At 37.7% G+C, this 16,872-nt stretch carries 14 protein-coding genes; 11 read left to right on the plus strand and 3 right to left on the minus strand.

The genetic code is table 11. The annotated features are described in order from the left end of the window. Positions 1 to 133 precede the first annotated feature (133 nt). The 6 genes from BM260_RS06070 (at position 134) to qoxD (ending at position 5,105) form a co-directional block, all read left to right on the plus strand. Positions 134 to 355, plus strand: coding sequence for a hypothetical protein (locus BM260_RS06070; protein ID WP_093536122.1), 222 nt, complete (start codon positions 134 to 136; stop codon positions 353 to 355). A gap of 396 nt (positions 356 to 751) precedes the next feature. Further along, complete coding sequence (locus tag BM260_RS06075) at positions 752 to 1,057, plus strand: YunC family protein (RefSeq protein WP_093536124.1); 306 nt, start codon at positions 752 to 754, stop codon at positions 1,055 to 1,057. A 258-nt stretch (positions 1,058 to 1,315) separates the two neighbouring features. After that, complete coding sequence (qoxA, locus tag BM260_RS06080) at positions 1,316 to 2,233, plus strand: cytochrome aa3 quinol oxidase subunit II (protein WP_093536126.1); 918 nt, start codon at positions 1,316 to 1,318, stop codon at positions 2,231 to 2,233. Between the two features lie 46 nt (positions 2,234 to 2,279). Beyond that, complete coding sequence (qoxB, locus tag BM260_RS06085) at positions 2,280 to 4,229, plus strand: cytochrome aa3 quinol oxidase subunit I (protein WP_093536128.1); 1,950 nt, start codon at positions 2,280 to 2,282, stop codon at positions 4,227 to 4,229. Next, on the plus strand, positions 4,226 to 4,822 hold the full coding sequence (gene qoxC, locus BM260_RS06090) for a cytochrome aa3 quinol oxidase subunit III (protein ID WP_093536130.1): 597 nt from the start codon (positions 4,226 to 4,228) through the stop codon (positions 4,820 to 4,822). Before qoxB ends, qoxC begins: the two co-directional genes overlap by 4 nt. Before the next feature lies 1 nt (position 4,823). Further along, positions 4,824 to 5,105, plus strand: coding sequence for a cytochrome aa3 quinol oxidase subunit IV (gene qoxD, locus BM260_RS06095; RefSeq protein WP_093536132.1), 282 nt, complete (start codon positions 4,824 to 4,826; stop codon positions 5,103 to 5,105). A 91-nt stretch (positions 5,106 to 5,196) separates the two neighbouring features. Here qoxD and BM260_RS06100 read toward each other — a convergent pair whose 3' ends face one another. Further along, complete coding sequence (locus BM260_RS06100) at positions 5,197 to 5,430, minus strand: hypothetical protein (protein ID WP_093536134.1); 234 nt, start codon at positions 5,428 to 5,430, stop codon at positions 5,197 to 5,199. 419 nt (positions 5,431 to 5,849) lie between these two features. Here BM260_RS06100 and exaC point away from each other — a divergent pair, with 419 nt between their 5' ends. The 5 genes from exaC (at position 5,850) to BM260_RS06125 (ending at position 10,217) form a co-directional block, all read left to right on the plus strand. After that, positions 5,850 to 7,370 carry an acetaldehyde dehydrogenase ExaC gene (exaC, locus tag BM260_RS06105; protein ID WP_093536136.1) on the plus strand — a complete coding sequence of 507 codons (1,521 nt, stop codon included), beginning with the start codon at positions 5,850 to 5,852 and terminating at the stop codon, positions 7,368 to 7,370. A gap of 1 nt (position 7,371) precedes the next feature. After that, positions 7,372 to 7,704, plus strand: a complete 333-nt coding sequence (locus BM260_RS06110) for a DUF779 domain-containing protein (RefSeq protein WP_093536138.1) — start codon at positions 7,372 to 7,374, stop codon at positions 7,702 to 7,704. A 237-nt stretch (positions 7,705 to 7,941) separates the two neighbouring features. Continuing rightward, positions 7,942 to 8,442: a staygreen family protein gene (locus BM260_RS06115; protein WP_245762646.1), complete on the plus strand. Its 501-nt coding sequence runs from the start codon at positions 7,942 to 7,944 to the stop codon at positions 8,440 to 8,442. A gap of 299 nt (positions 8,443 to 8,741) precedes the next feature. Continuing rightward, positions 8,742 to 9,371 carry a TetR/AcrR family transcriptional regulator gene (locus BM260_RS06120; RefSeq protein WP_093536142.1) on the plus strand — a complete coding sequence of 210 codons (630 nt, stop codon included), beginning with the start codon at positions 8,742 to 8,744 and terminating at the stop codon, positions 9,369 to 9,371. Positions 9,372 to 9,482: 111 nt separating this feature from the next. Then, positions 9,483 to 10,217 carry a glucose 1-dehydrogenase gene (locus BM260_RS06125; protein WP_093536144.1) on the plus strand — a complete coding sequence of 245 codons (735 nt, stop codon included), beginning with the start codon at positions 9,483 to 9,485 and terminating at the stop codon, positions 10,215 to 10,217. 87 nt (positions 10,218 to 10,304) lie between these two features. Here the strand turns inward: BM260_RS06125 and BM260_RS18645 are convergent, their stop codons facing one another. Beyond that, positions 10,305 to 11,768, minus strand: a complete 1,464-nt coding sequence (locus tag BM260_RS18645; protein WP_245762647.1) for a hypothetical protein — start codon at positions 11,766 to 11,768, stop codon at positions 10,305 to 10,307. A 128-nt stretch (positions 11,769 to 11,896) separates the two neighbouring features. Beyond that, positions 11,897 to 16,342 (minus strand): S8 family peptidase, encoded by a 4,446-nt coding sequence (locus BM260_RS06135; protein WP_093536146.1) that lies wholly within the window; start codon positions 16,340 to 16,342, stop codon positions 11,897 to 11,899. Positions 16,343 to 16,872: the final 530 nt, after the last annotated feature.

A 16,872-nucleotide genomic window follows, 5' to 3' on the forward strand; every position in this document is an offset into this window, starting at 1 on the left:
TCATTTGCCTTAAGGATTACTATGGCAACTTCAACCTGTATTTATTCACTCGTGGATTAACTTGGTAGTTCATAGTCTTGTTAGGTTCGGGAACACTATCTTTTGATAGCATCAATTTAAAGGAGGAAAAGATATGCCTAAAACCAAACGTGGTCCTAATGATCGGGCGAATAGTGAAGAAAGGCTTAAGAAAACAATCAGACATATGGAAGCAGCCGAAATAGCAATGGAATATGCACCGAAGGAAGATGTGGCTGCCATTAAAAAGAAAAATGAACATCGTGCTGAAAGCATAGAAGAATTGGAAAAAGAAATAAAATCAGCAGAAAAAACAGGCTTAAAAGGTTACCTATGACACAGTGTAACCAACTAGATATGGAATATATATAGCAGTTGGCATCGGTTTCATACATCCATTATTTTCGATGGCTTTGGACAGAACAGAGTGAAAGGGAGACGGTGAATGTCATAGCCCTCTCCCCTTTTTCTTTGAACGTCTACTTTAGCCTGTCCCTTAAAGTATCTCATTTAGGAGTGGAGTCACGCTCTTCCCCCTATTGACGTTACGGTACTCACTTCAAAATATGAAAGTGCGGCCGAATGGCAATAGTATTACTCATTCTTTTCAGTAACATTAACCCAGTATACGGTCCATTCTAATATGCTTTCTTTAAGAAGAACCGAAAATAAACACGCTTTTTCTATCGTTTACATAAATTGTAGAGATAGTAAAAGGAGGACTGCTTAGTTCATGATTAACCTAGAACCAATTAATATCGAGGGACACACGTTTCTATCGATTTCTGTGGAACTGCCGAAAACCAACTTACTCGTTGTCACGAATGACAAAGGATATATAATGTGTGGCGCCTTAGACGTTGCACTGCTAAATGAAAAGTTAAAGGATAGAAAGGTTATTGCCGGAAGAGCTGTTGGAGTAAAAACAATTACCCAGCTTCTAGATGCACCACTCGAATCCATTACCTATGAAGCAGAAGAACTCGGTATTACTCCGGGCATGATTGGAAGAGAAGCCCTTTTAAAAATGATAGAGTAAAAAGTAAAGGCGACAGAACAACATATAGTTGTTCTGTCGCCTTTTAGTATGCTCACTTTTCCTCTATTTCCTTATATCTCCGCACACTTCACAATTACGTTACCAATTTACTTTAATTTGTTCACATCTTAATGAACGTTTTGTGAAGTTGGATTTTATCATTTTGTTTTTAGCAGTACTGGTAATAAGATAGAGGCATACAGAGACCATATCTGTTTTCTATTCGTTTATATAAATATTTTTGGAAGGGGTAGAAGAATGAAATTAAAAATGAAATGGCTTCTTTTAACCATGGTTATCACTATTACCACCGTGCTAACAGGTTGTGAACCATTATTAGTCTTAGATCCAAAAGGTCCTCAAGCAAAAACACAGGCTGACGATATTATGCTATCAATTTGGCTTATGTTAGGCATCGTCATTGTGGTCTTAGCTATTCTAGTTTTTGTCTTACTGAAATACCGCGCTTCTAAACAACCAAAAGATTACGAGCCACCACATATCGAAGGAAGCCCAATAGTCGAAGCAATTTGTATTGGTATTCCTATTATTATCGTTATCTTCCTTTCTATTGTTTCTGTGAAAAGTAACTATGAAGTCGAAGCAACTCCAGCGGGATACGAAGATCAAGAGCCTTTAGTTATTTATGCTTCTTCATCTAACTGGAAATGGCATTTTAGTTATCCAGAAGAAAATATTGAAACAGTTAACTATTTATATATTCCTGAAGATCGTGCTATTGAATTTAAACTATATTCATATGGCCCAATCACAAGCTTTTGGATTCCACAGCTAGGCGGTCAAAAATACGCTATGTCTGACATGGTTACAACTTTACACTTAGCTGCAGATCAACCTGGTGAATTTATGGGTAGAAATGCAAACTTTAGTGGAGCTGGATTTGCAGAAAATACATTTGAAGTTACTGCAATGTCCCCTAAAGAGTATATGGAATGGGTAGAAGAAGTACACGCAACGGCTTCACCTCTTACAGAAGAAAAATTTGAAGAGTTATTAGAACCCGGGCATCTTGGACGTTCTACTTATACGGGAACACATTTAGAATTTGCTCCTCCTCCAGAACATAATCACGGTTCTACTGATACGGATGCAGAAGAAGATGTAGATTCCGAACACCATGAGGAACACGAAACACAAGATCATTCAAATCATTAATGCTCGATGAATACACACTATTTTTTTGAAAGGAGTTACAAAAAGTATGGATTTCTTTGATCGTTTTGCAGTACCACATCCAAGCTTTTTAATATACGCTTCCATGGTTGGTATCGGACTAACTATGCTTGCGATTGTTGTAGGAATAACCTACTTCAAGAAATGGGGATACCTATGGCGTGAATGGATAACTACTGTTGACCATAAACGAATTGGTATCATGTATTTATTAACCGCATTACTTATGCTATTCCGCGGTGGCGTAGATGGAATTATGATGCGTTATCAACTTTCTATGCCTGAAAATACATTTTTAGATTCACAACATTATAATGAGGTCTTCACAACGCACGGAATTGTAATGATCCTATTTATGGCTATGCCGTTCATTATATTTTTCTTTAACTTTCTTGTTCCACTACAAATTGGAGCACGAGATGTTGCATTTCCACGCTTAAATGCGTTAAGTTTTTGGTTATTCTTTATGGGTATGGGATTATTCAACCTGTCATTTATAATAGGTGGTTCACCTGATGCAGGATGGACATCCTACTTCCCACTAGCAGGTAATGAGTTTAGTACGTCTGTTGGGACGAACTATTACATGATTGCTATTCAAATAGCTGGTATCGGTACACTAATGACTGGTATTAACTTTATAACAACGATATTAAAAATGAGAGCACCCGGCATGACTCTTATGAAGATGCCAATGTTCACATGGTCAGCTTTCATAGCAAACGTTATTATCGTTTTTGCTTTCCCTGTCTTAACAGTATTATTAGCAATGGGAACGATGGATAGATTGTTTGGCACAAATTTCTTCACTACCGATAATGGTGGTATGGATATGCTTTGGGCTAACCTATTCTGGGTTTGGGGTCATCCGGAGGTATACATTTTAATATTGCCTGCATTTGGTCTTTACAGTGAAATCATTCCAACATTTGCACGACGTAACCTGTACGGATATAAATCGATGGTTGCATCAATGGTCGTTATTTCAGTCCTTTCTTTCGTCGTTTGGGCTCACCATTTCTTTACAATGGGTCAAGGACCATTTGCAAACAGTATATTCTCTATTACAACGATGGCGATTGCTATTCCAACCGGTGTTAAAATATTTAACTGGTTATTCACCTTATGGAAAGGGAAAATCGAATTTACAACACCAATGCTCTATTCGGTGCTCTTTATTCCACTCTTCACATTAGGGGGAGTTACCGGTGTAATGCTTGCGATGTCAGCAGCTGACTATCAATATCACAATACGATGTTCTTAGTGGCCCACTTCCATAACGTAATTATTCCTGGAGTAGTTTACGCTATGCTGGCTGGTATGACATTCTATTGGCCAAAAATCTTTGGCTTTATGTTGAATGAGAGACTTGGTAAATGGACTGCTTGGTTACTTACAATTGGCTTTGTATTAGCCTTTATACCAATGTATATTACTGGCTTAGATGGTCAGGCACGTCGTATGTATACGTACTCTGAATCGACTGGTTTTAGTCTACTGAACATGGTTTCATTTGGCGGTGCTGCAATTATGGCAATTGCCTTTGTTCTACTTGTTTATAATATTTACTATAGTATTCGTTATTCACCTAGAGATATCGGTAATGATCCTTGGGATGCACGTTCACTTGAATGGTCGACGCATACCCCAATACCAGAGTATAACTTTGCAATTACACCACAGGTTGCTTCTACACAAGCATTCTGGGATTCTAAGAAAAACGGTCATGAGTTATTTAAAGGCGAGATAGAAAAGATTCATATGCCAAATAATAGTGGTTTACCATTTATCATGAGTTGTATGTTCTTTGTATTTGGGTTCGCTATGGTATTTAGTATATGGCCAGTGGTAATTGTCTCCTTAATCGGTATATTAGCTTGTTTAGTTTACCGTTCATTCGAGCAAGATCACGGAAGATATATATCTGTAGAAGAAATTAAAGAAACGGAAACAAGATTGCGAGGTGCTAAAAAATGAAGGTAGATAACTCGCTTCCACTTGAATATAGTACGGAAGAAAATAACCTGAAAATACTAGGATTTTGGATCTTCATCGGTGCTGAAATTATGCTATTCGCAACACTCTTCACTGCATATTTCACATTAGAAAATCGTATTGGTAATGGACCATCCGGTGCTGAAATTTTTGAAATTACACCAGTATTAATCGAAACTATTTTACTTTTGACTAGTAGTTTTACTATTGGTCTTGGTATTCACGCTATGCGGTTAAATAAGAAAAAAGCAACAATGGGATTCTTTATCATTACATTGATATTAGGAGCTGCTTTCCTAGGAGTAGAGATTTATGAGTTCACCCATTATGTACATGTTGGGGCTGGGCTTCAAACTAGTGCATTCACTGCAGCTCTACTAACAACTCTGGGAACACATGGTTTACATGTAACTTTGGGATTATTCTGGGGATTATTTATACTAATCCAGATTAAAAAACGTGGCTTAACTCCCGAAACAGCCAACAAATCATTTATTTTCTCTCTATACTGGCATTTCCTTGATATCATTTGGATCTTCATCTTCAGCTTCATCTACTTGAAAGGAATGATGTAATATGAAAGAATTATTCCCTGTTAAACAAGTAATGGGCTTTGCATTTTCAATCGTACTGACTGCAGTTGCACTTTTGGTTTACTTTACTGACATGTCCTACACTATGGGCATGACTGTGCTACTAATAACTGCTTTCGTTCAAGCAGGATTACAGGTCGTTGTCTTCATGCATGCTGGAGAAACCAAGGATAAAGGATCAATTTACATTAATATTTACTATGCTTTGATCATCGCTTTATTCACTATCTTCGGTACGCTACTTGTATTGGTTTGGGATATGTAAGTATTTGAAAAGTAAAAAGGAGGATCTAGACTCTAGAGTCTGGATCCCCCTTTTTTGTAGCTTACTAATTAAAACAAAAGAGAGCGTTATACTAAACGCTCTCTTTTTTATATTTACTCGAATTCAAAATCATTTCTTCAGAAGCCACTAATATCATTCCGATTAAAAAGATAAAAACTGCTCCCATGACAACGCCAATTCCAATGCCCATAACTGTACTAAACTCACTTATTAATGATCCATATATAAAAATAGCAATTCCGATTGTAAGTAAAGTAGCTCCGACCAATTTAGTAGCGTGCAACATTTTTACGTAAGATTCCATATTGTAACACCCCTTTATACTTATATTATCCAATACGTTCACAAAGTTGTCAATTATTTTTGTCATTTTTGTGAACGGAAAATAAGTATAAAGAATTCACTTTAAAAAAGCTATGGGCGGATAGGACCCAGGGATGGGCGTATGTACCTCGCTTGCGAGCGGATAGACCACTTGCTCGGGCTCATAACTCTAAACTTCTGGTGTTCACCAGTGTGGCGAGAAGAACGCTCACCGGCATAACTAATTATTCACTTTTAATATAAATGGCTAACTCAGATTATTTAGATGTGTCTATTTATCGAAAATTGAAAAAGAGGCTCTTAAAAAAATATAGTAGTATACTAATATAGTAGTGAATTTCTTTTAGCTAACTACGTGTTAATTACATGACAAAAACACATCTTAGGAGGCACTATATTATGATATATGCAAATCCAAATACTGAAGGTTCTTTAGTAAACTTTAAAGAACAATATCAAAATTTCATTGGTGGAGAATGGGTTGCTCCAGTTAAAGGACAATACCTTGAAGTTATATCTCCAGTAACGGGCAAAGTATTTACATCAGTACCACGCTCTACTGCAGAGGATGTTGAGCTAGCACTAGATGCTGCACACGCTGCAAAAGATGCTTGGGGTAAAACTACTGTTTCTTACCGTTCACAAATTTTAAATAAAATTGCAGATCGTATTGAAGCAAACCTTGAAACAATTGCTGTTGCTGAAACTTGGGACAATGGTAAAGCTGTACGTGAAACATTAAATGCTGACGTTCCTTTAATAGTTGATCACTTCCGTTATTTCGCAGGAGTTATTCGTGCACAAGAAGGCGGTATTAGTGAAATCGACGGCGATACTGTAGCATATCACTACAGCGAACCACTAGGAGTAGTTGGTCAAATTATTCCTTGGAACTTCCCATTACTTATGGCTGCATGGAAAATCGCACCGGCTTTAGCTGCAGGGAACTGTATCGTAATGAAGCCTGCTGAACAAACACCAGCTTCTATGTGTGTATTAATCGAGTTAATCCAAGATCTTTTACCAAAAGGTGTATTCAACATCGTTCAAGGAACAGGTTTAGAAGTTGGGAAACCACTTGCATCAAATCCACGTATTGCTAAAATTGCATTCACTGGCTCAACTGCTGTAGGACGCTCTATTATGCAATATGCAACAGAAAATATCATTCCTGTAACGTTAGAGCTTGGTGGTAAATCACCAAATATCTTCTTCCAAGACGTAATGGATGCAGATGATGAGTACTTAGACAAAGCAATTGAAGGCTTCGTATTATTCGCTCTTAACTCAGGTGAAATTTGTACAGCTCCTTCACGTGCATTAATACATGAATCCATCTACGAAAAATTCATGGAAAAAGTATTAGAACGCGTAAAAGCAATCAAAATTGGTAACCCACTAGACACTGAAACAATGATGGGTGCACAAGCTTCTAAACAACAAATGGATAAAATCCTTTCTTATATTGAAATTGGTCAACAAGAAGGCGCAGAATTACTAATCGGCGGTTACCAAAACAAATTAGACGGCGATCAAGCAGAAGGTTACTATGTAGCACCGACTGTATTCAAAGGTAATAACAAAATGCGTATCTTCCAAGAAGAAATATTTGGTCCAGTTCTAGCTGTGACAACATTCAAAGACTTTGACGATGCAATGGAAATTGCAAATGATACAGTATACGGCTTAGGCGCTGGTGTATGGTCACGTAGTGGCGAAACTGCTTATCGTGCAGGTCGCGCTGTACAGGCTGGTCGCGTTTGGACTAACACATACCACCAATACCCTGCACATGCTGCATTCGGTGGTTACAAACAATCCGGTATCGGCCGTGAAAACCACTTAATGATGCTATCTCATTACCAACAAACTAAATGTATTTTAGTTGGTTACAATAAAGGATCAATGGGCTTCTTCTAAAATGGAAAAAGTCATTGCGACAACTGCAGCTCAAGACTTAATTACGCAACTACAGAAACAACATGGCAAACTTATATTTGTTCATTCAGAAGGTTGCTGTGATGGGACTTCACCAATCTGTATGACAGAGGGTGACTTTTATCTTGGTAGCCGAGATGAAAAAATAGGTGAAGTTATGAACGTACCATATTTTATGCATGCTTCAAACTCTTCTTACTGGCAACATCTCCAAATTGTCATTGACGTGCAAAATGGTATGGGAAATTCGTTTTCACTAGAAAGCTCAAATGATATGTCCTTCATTATTCGCTCTAAAATAATGGAAAATAAATAAGAGAGTACTATCTCTAAGAAAAAACACACCGCCATGCGGTGTGTTTTTCTTATGAAAGGATATATTTCACCTGAATTGCATAAGTGTATTTTAAATGTTTCTAAAAGGTCCATGTCTTTACTACAAGTTCATCACTTAACGATGCTTTAGTTCGTAGCTCCTGCTACTTTTGTTACCGCCAAGTAACTTCATTATGCCCCACGTTCAATGACACAAAAAAATATCCACGTATTAACGATGAAGAAATATCATAATATCAAGAAAAAAGTATTAGGAAGTGGTTGCTTGAGTCTTTTTAACCCCGATAAACTTTATGTTGAGTTCAGAGATGGAGTTACCTCTACAGGTCCCATAAATCTTAGGAGGCACACACTGACATATTCTGATATAACTGCGGACCTTTTTTTAACAATTGGATTAAAATTTTCCCGCGATAAAATTACCTTTATGAGAGATGAAGTACTCGGTAAATGGACTAAACATGGAGGTTCCTATGTATATAATGTATATGTGGATTTGGATATAGATGGACAATTTACTCAGACTGTTGCAGCAAAACGAAATGACATATACAGACGTGAATTACCATTCGCCATTCAAGCAATCAGATATGGAGATAGGAGGCTTTTCCATTCATATCCTACGTTAAATAATTCCTCCATAATAGTTCACTTCCAATCCATATTCCCTCCCTTAAACAAGGTAGAAAATTGGGGTACTTTTGCAAACCAATTTTAATGAATAATTGAAATAAAAAGAGGAGATGACCAAATTTTATAGGCACCTCCTCTCTTATTCATTTATATAAACTTCCCCTATTTGTAATACTGTTTGCCATTGAATACATAAATGATATATTTCAATCAATGTAACAAACTTCCTTCATATAGTATTATCCAAAGTTTTAGGCTATAAAAAATCCAATATTAATGACTGCATTTCAGCAATTTCTTGATGCTATACTACGATACGAATATAAGTTGATAGCTATCAAACATGTTACAATCAATGGATGAAGAACAGGTGGAGTGACGAATATGAGTAAACGAGAACAACAGAAACAACAACGCCGTCAAAACATTATTCAGATTGCAAAGGAATTATTTTTGGAACACGGTGTAAAAACAATACAAATGCAAGATGTGGCTACAGCCGCTAATATAGGGATTGCGACGTTATTTCGCTATTTTCCCAAAAAAGAGTATTTAATGATTGCGGCAACGAATGCGATTACAGATGAAATGGCCTCGGATATTGGAAAGATTATCGAGCAGACTGTGACGGCATATGAAAAGATCGATCAAATTTTGGATTATTATATTGAAATGACAAACGACCCACAATTGCGCTTAGCAAAATTTTTCGAGTCCTATGATTTATATGAGAAAATTGCAGAGGAATCGCCAGAGCAATACGCGGAGTACTTATCTGCAAGAGGCAGATTAGCCGGCATTTTATTCACATTAGGTGAACAGGGGCAGCGAGATGGCTCATTAAGATCGGACGTGGATTTGGATGTATTTATCTTGACAATGGTGCAAAATTTCAGCTTATTTTCGTTTAAATCTAGCTTAACGAAGCATGGTACCAGTCTTTCGTCATTGCTTTCTTCGGACAAGCAGCTTGCAATGATGAAGGATGTATTTTTACGCTATATTGAGGCATAACTAAAACGGACGGATTGATTGACATTGTCATAAAAAAACTGTTTACTAGAAAGTGTAAAACATGATAGTCAACTATCACATTATATCAATCTATCTTAGGAGGCATTTTATATGAGTCGTTTATCAGGTAAAGTAGCAGTTATTACAGGAGCAGCACAAGGCATGGGTGCAGCACATGCAAAATTATTCATTGAGCATGGTGCAAAGGTTGTTTTAACAGATTTAAATGAGGAAAAAGGAAATGCACTTGCTACCGAATTAGGTGAAAATGCCCTTTTCATTAAACATAATGTAACATCAGAAGAAGATTGGACAACAGTTATTGCAAAAACGGAAGAAGCTTTCGGTCCAGTAAACGTATTAGTAAACAACGCTGGTATTACAATGGCGAAAAATATGCTTGATATTACAGTTGAGGAATATCGTCGTATCGTAGACATTAACCAAGTCTCAGTATTCTTGGGTATGAAAACTGCAGCAACTTCAATGATGAAAACTGGTGGAGGTTCAATCATCAACATATCTTCAATGAATGGTTTAGTTGCCGGTGCTGTAGGTTACACTGATACAAAATTTGCAGTTCGTGGTATGACGAAAGCAGCTGCGATAAACTTAGCCCCAATGGGAATCCGCGTAAACTCTGTACATCCAGGAGTTATCGCTACACCTATGGTTGTTCAAGAAGATACAAAAGCAGCTGTAGAAGAATTTGCTAAACACATTCCTTTAAAACGCGTGGCGCAACCAGAAGAAGTTTCAAACATGGTACTATTCTTAGCTTCTGATGAGTCTAGCTACTCAACAGGGTCAGAATTCATTATTGACGGCGGATTAACTGCACAATAATATTAGCATCTGAAAAATTCATATAAATTTTGTAAAGGTCGATTTTCTATTAACTTAGAAAATCGACCTTTATTATATTTACTTTCACTATTTGATAGACAAGTTCTCTCCAAAGATGGCAACATTCTGCCTCTCCACTATAAATTTTTGTCCATCCCATTTTAATACTGTTTGAACATATCCAATTGCATCAGCATGGTATCTTCCTGCAATTTCTTGAAAAGCCATCAGTTCATACGTACCGTCCCTGGCAAAGTCGATCGGGTACAATCCACCAACAGGGTCAACCCACCCCTCAATTGGTTCCTTTAAAATTCCATTTCCATCATAGATTTCCGATAAATATTCTTCTCCTTTATATGCTAAATCTAATACGTATTGCTTGTTTGGATTAGAGCTAATTACTTTAACTTTGTAGTAATTTTCATAAAGCACTTGAAACTTGGAGGTTTCGTTAAAATCTTCTACGTCAAATACTTGTTGCATACTCCCATCCGTAAAAGAAAAGACATATGCATAAATTGTCCCTCCACTTCCTCCAGTATCAATAACAACTAAAATGTCATCCACTTGATCACCAGTAAAATCTCCAAGAAAAATGGTGGGGTTATACCCAACATTTTGATTTAAATAAATTCTTTCTAACGTATTTTCATGTTGATACAAAACGTTCAAAGTGATGTTCTGCCAAAAGGGGCTTCCTTCCGTTTTTTCTCCAGTTAAGTAAACAGTGTCCAAAAATCCATTCCCAGTTAAGTCCCCTCTAGAATACACAATAATTTCATCATTATTATTCCTACTATTTTGCATATGCTCTAACACTTGCTTCCTCATATTTAACAAAGACTCGAGTGAAGGGTACGGCTCACTGAAAGATAGAGCCTTATCAATAGAAATCATAAACTGCTCGAAATCCCCTGACTTCTTTTGAGCTTCCGCTAAATAATACCAATAGTAGGAGAAATCATTAGATTTTAGTAGTCTTTCATAATAACTTTCTACCCTTTTAAAATAATATGGATATACATCCTTAGCTAAAACTAGTTGGTTTTCTTCAAAACGATATACATCTACTTTGTAGGCTTCGCCTGTATCATGTATCCATATCGCAAGTTCATATTGACCATCAGGACCGTATAGACCAGGCATGTCTTCTACTTCTAACTTACTATAAGCTATATTCGAAGTGGGCAATTGAATAATGCCTCCATCCATCCATTGTAGTAAATCTAACTTGGACCATTCGCTACCTATTTGCCAGCCAACAATAAGTGTATTCACCCAATTAGTTGTAATCGGTGCCGCCATTAAACTTGAAATACCATATCCACTTCCTTTTATATGTATTAAAGGTAGCCACTGGTTATCCACATTTTTTAAAATCACTAAGTAATTTTGATCTTTATACTTATAGGCACCAATTAATTCATTGATTTGGTCATTATCGATATCAGCCAACAACACCGCGGGACTATTAGGCAGTCCGGACAACTCAAGGATAGATGCGGTGGGTGGTAGAAAATTTAACAACACATTAACAAAATCCTTCACTTTTACACCCCTTTAAGCCATCATATGCAAAAGAAAAGTAAAACCTTCCATCAGTGAAAAGACAAGTATCTTTTACTAAGCAAAAAGATGCCAAAGAGGAACTTTCCCCTTTGGCACCTTTGCTAAATTTATTCTTTTGAATCTTGAACCGGTTCATCTTTCTTTACTTCTGTCTCAGTTTCTTGGGACTGTCCCGCAGGTGCAGGAACATTGACAAATAGTTTACCTGTCGCTTTTTGTCTTGTTTCATTTGCGAATTCATCTACCACTTTCACTTCGACAACTGCTCCATTCGCAACAGTATCCGCAGGCACTGTCCAATATCCAACGTAATGTCCATTGCCTTGCTCCATCATAGGTAGCTCAGTTGCATTAGTCACTTGTCCTACATTAGTTAATGGCATATGGATCACAAACGAAGGTTTTAATCCAGGGCTGCTGTCAAATTCAATTTTAACGCTTCTACCTGTTGCCAAATAAAGATCATTTTCTGGCTTCAGATTTGTAATTTCTGGGGCATTATAGTCTGCTGTAACAGTGACTTTTTTCTTTTCACTATTCCCCGCTTTGTCACTAGCCTCTACTAGAATTTCATTGACACCTTCATCTAGAAGAATCCGTTTAGAGTATTTTCCATTCGAAACCGCCGCAGCTTGACCGTTAACATGAACGAAATCTAGGTTCTCATCCGCAATAGTACCTTGTACTGTTACAGTTTCACGATTCGTTTTTTCTCCGTCAATCGGGCTATCGATAGTCAATACAGGTTTTAGTGTATCAAGAACAACAGTGGCAGGCTCAGATTGACCAGTTACTCGACCATCTAGTACTGAAACTGCTACAAATTCATTTGATCCTTCCGTCAGTTCCGTTTCTATAGAGAATTTACCAGCCTCGTCAACAATTACTGAGCCTGCATCTTCTCCGTTTTGTGTTAACTCAATTGTAGTTGTTGGTGAAGCAGTTCCTTGTACAGTAAACTGCGTTTCATTTGTTACTAAACCAGTCTCTGGTGATGTAATAATTGGACCAACAACTTCATAACTAACACGGGCACGAATCATATAATTCCCTTCTTCTGCTGGAGAAGGGGACCATGCTCCAGATACTCCTTGATAACTTCTTCCTGCATTTACTCCATTTTCGTCTGTTGCAAGACCAGGTGTATTTGGATTTGCAAAAGTTTGAACGTACACCATGAAGAAGTCACCATTTACCGTAATATTATGTTCTGTAAGATCTACTACAGTCCACTCACCATTACGAAGTGCTGTTGCATCTATAGGACCTGCTAGTTTTTTCCCTGGTGTACCATCTACCCCAGTAGCATCCCAAACTTCTACTGCAAATGCCGTTCCACCTGGGTTTGGCCATGCTGTATCCCAGAATCGGAAAACACCATCTGTCACAATCCCGTTCTCTTTCCCTTCAGGCATTGACATCTTCACAGCCCAAGCATTTCCTGCTGCATTGAAAGCGCGGGCATTTTCTGCTGTTCCGTCATCATATCCAATTTCTCCACCAGGATATGTGTAGAAGGGTTCTAGAGCCACATTTTGTGTAGTTGCATCAGGACCAATTGTAATTGAAACTTCTTGGCTATGGTACCCACGAGCAATTATCTTTATTGTGTAGTCTCCTTCGTAAGCAGTTAGAGAGTAATTACCAGATGCATCTGTTACTACTGGAGTTACGTTTGCATCTTCTACAAGGATAATCGTTGCTCCTTCAATTCCCTCTCCCGTCGATTGATCAGTGATTACGCCACTTATCGTATTTTCTTCAATTTCCGATAAAGTAAAGTTAGCAGTTGAAGTGCCATCTGCTTCGATCGTTACAGATTTTTCTTCAGATTCAAATCCGTAAGACTCTGCTTTAGCTGTAAATGTCCCTGCGCCATGCATAAGCGAATACGTACCATCTGCCGGGTTCGAATAAACCGAGCGACCAGATTCTAAGACGCTTACTTGAGCACCTAATGGTAGAAGTGTCGGATTAACAATTGTCTCTACTACTGGTGGTGCTATTTTAGTAGGCACTATAGGTTTAATCGTTTTAGGGTCAATTGCTTCTTTCAAAGATTTTTTATCCGTTTCTTTATTATTATCTTTGTTTGCTTTATTTCCACTATTACCTGCTTTATTGCCGTTATTACCTTTATTTGCACCTTTTGATACTTTTCCTGTTTGAGAAGTATCCTGTAAAACAACATCATCTAAATACCAACCATTTTTTACAACACTTCCGTCTGAGAAAGCGTTAAAACCAATGTATACTCGCTGACCTGCATAGTCTGTCAAGTCAACCTCTGCGTCGATCCAACCATTAGATGTACCTTGGATCATTAAAAGTTGTGTCCATTCAACTTGATCTGTAGAGATAAACACATGACCATAATCCCAAGCTCTTCCTGCTGAAGATTGTTCAAACTCGTGCCATTGTTTGAATTGTAGGTATGAGTTTCCTTCTGGTAAATCTACTGGAGGCATAACGAGTGTAGCATTCATAGAACTCTCATATGCTCCGTCTAAGTTAGTAGCGTACACTTTTTCTCCCGATGAAGCTCCATCAGGACCTACTGTTGGAATACCCCATTCCCAGCTATTCTTCTCCCCAAAAGAAGTCCAACCAACAGGTGTAGCTTCAAAATCTTGGGAATAACCAACTGTTATACCAGGGTTAACTTGGATTCCATATTCTTCACTAACTACCTCATTGTTACCGAAATCATTTATCGTCCATTTGTACGTAAATGTTTCCCCTGTTATAACTTCTCCAGGTACTACTACAGTGTATTCACCATCCGTATAGTCTCCAGATGTGCGCCCCGCTTCAATTGATTGCCATGCGCCGCTTCCATCTTTATAGTTTAAGTTAACTGATGAAACACTGATATTATCAGTAACTGATATTGTTAGAGGTAAAGCCATTCCCTCATACGTCTCAGCCGGAGCAGTATGTTCAAATACTGGACCCTCTGTATCATCGCCTTCTTTTGAAACCTGTCCTTTTAATGTTCCAAGACCTGTAATAATAGATCCTACTGCTTCATATGCATCTACTAATCCATATCCGTATCCATGATTCGGAACTGCTGTATATACAGAATCTGTTAATGGGTTTGCTGTATTAAGCAGAATCTCTTCCATCTCATTCACAGTTATGTCAGCATCCACTTGTCTAAGCAAAGCTGCTACACCGGCTACTGCTGGTCCTGCCATCGATGTACCATTCCATCCACCTTCATAAACCCCACCTGGTACAGATGAACGAATATTTACACCAGGTGCAGAGACATCTGGTTTAATCTCTGCATACGGAGAAGGTCCACGTAACGAGAAATTTGCTACTGCATTATTAATATCAGTCGCTCCTGTTGCAAATGATTCTGGATAGTTTGCAGGTGCTGCTACAGAACCTGCTCCACCAGGATTTGTTAGAGTAGTATTACCCGCAGAAAATTCCGGGAAAATTTCTGCTGCACGCCAATTGATCACGACATCACGGTACCATTCATCAAGTCCTGCTCCGCCACCCCATGAGTTATTCACTACATCTGGAGCCATATCCACTCGTGTATTGCCTGCTGCATCTGTTGGAGCTAGAATCCACTCCGCTGCTTCGAGTAAATCAGTATCTGATCCACCACTTGCAGTAAATGCTTTAACAGCGATATATTTTGCTCCTGGAGCTACCCCAATTTGGTTCGCACCATTAGGTTCACTACCAACCATAGTTCCTGTCACATGAGTCCCATGCCCTTGGTCATCATATGGAGTAGCGCGACCTGCTGTTGCATCAAACCAGTTGAAGTCATGAGAAACTGCTCCACTTGCCTTGTTGAAGCCACGATATTTTTCTTTCAACGCAGGATGGTCCCATTGCACACCTGTATCAATACTAGCTACAACAGTTCCTGCTCCGTCTATGCCCATCTCCCAAACTTCTGGAGCTTTAACACGCTCTACATTCCACTCTATATTAGCCGTTTCTGCCTTTGGAACGACTGCGTTCTCTGTTTTTGTAGTAAATAACTGACGAGTTTCATTTGGTAAGATTTTTTCTACTTCTTGGAATGTAGCCAATTTTTCAGCAACTTCCTGAGTTGCTGTAACAGACATTCCGTTTACTATATAGTATGACTCAACATCCTTTGCATTTCCCTTAGCAACTTCTTGCTCCAGAAATTCTGTAACAGTTTGCTGAGATTCTAAGGAAGTAGACTTCAATTCTGATACAACTGCCGATCGTTGAATAAGCTTGGTATTATGTGATGATAAATTTGCTTTTTCCGCTCTTTCCTTAGCTTCCCTAGCAACTTGTAAAGAATCTGATTTTTCCTTGAATTTTATTAGAAATGTAACTTTGTCATCGCTTTTGAAACTTTCAAGTAATCGACTGTTTAGCTTGTCCTTCGCAGAAATAGAATTGGAATTTGAATCCCTGAACGATTGATGAAGTTTGCTTGCCGTTTCAGCACTAACTACATTTGGTGCAACAAGTGAAAACGTCATTAGTACACTAGCAACAACACTAAGAACTTTAGTTTGACTCTTTTTCTTCCTCAACTTCATTCCTCCCTGAATTTTATTAAGATTTTTTTACCAACTGAACTAACAAAAGCCCACAAAAAAACACCCTCTCCTCCTTCCCAATAAATTTTGGTAAATAGAATCAATGGTGACAATATAAATTTCTCTTGGTGTATATACAACAATAAAGTAATACAAACTTAAATAATGTCGAATTCTGACATAAATAATCCGAATATTGCAAAATGATAAAAATAAACTATTTTTAGTATTTTTTCACTAGGCTAATAGTAATTACTTTGCAAGTTTAATATTCTAAAAAACACTTTTATAATCCACTTTTAACCATATGGCGATTGAATTGGTAACTTTTTGTTTTTTTACGCCACTTTTTTTTCATTTTAAATAAATAAACAATTGTACCCGGTCGCAAAAAATGGGCAAGTCCCCTCATTTCTAACATTGTTTAATAATAGGTCTTTATTATCATTATTATTTTATATAACCGTCATTTAAACCAACATCTACAGTGTTTTTCGTTTTTTATTGAATACATTTAATTTGAAAGTACA

Origin of the sequence: Psychrobacillus psychrotolerans, assembly GCF_900115805.1 — a bacterium.
Lineage (GTDB): Bacteria > Bacillota > Bacilli > Bacillales_A > Planococcaceae > Psychrobacillus > Psychrobacillus psychrotolerans.